The organism is Ligilactobacillus equi DSM 15833 = JCM 10991, from assembly GCF_001435735.1.
Classification (GTDB): Bacteria; Bacillota; Bacilli; order Lactobacillales; family Lactobacillaceae; genus Ligilactobacillus; species Ligilactobacillus equi.
Window position 1 is genome coordinate 1 of record NZ_AZFH01000023.1, and the last position, 235, is coordinate 235.

Below are 235 nucleotides of genomic sequence, written 5' to 3' on the forward strand. Positions count from 1 at the left end.
AAAAAGCAAGAAAAAATAAAGCTAAATTACAAGCTAAAATTGCTAATAAAAGAAATGATGCACTTCATAAAATAACAACTGAATTAGTTAAGCAATATGATGTAATTGTGATTGAAAATCTTAAATCAAAAAATATGATGAAAAATCACAATCTAGCTAATGCAGTTAGTTCAAATGCTTGGTATGCTTTTAAGTCAATGCTTGAATACAAGTGTAACTGGTATGGTAAACAATT

1 protein-coding gene is annotated in these 235 nt (G+C 26.0%); it reads left to right on the top strand.

The window, feature by feature from the left end; all coding sequences use genetic code 11:
• A partial coding sequence (locus tag FC36_RS03495; RefSeq protein ID WP_156409505.1) for an IS200/IS605 family accessory protein TnpB-related protein occupies nt 1-235 on the top strand: 235 nt, incomplete at both ends.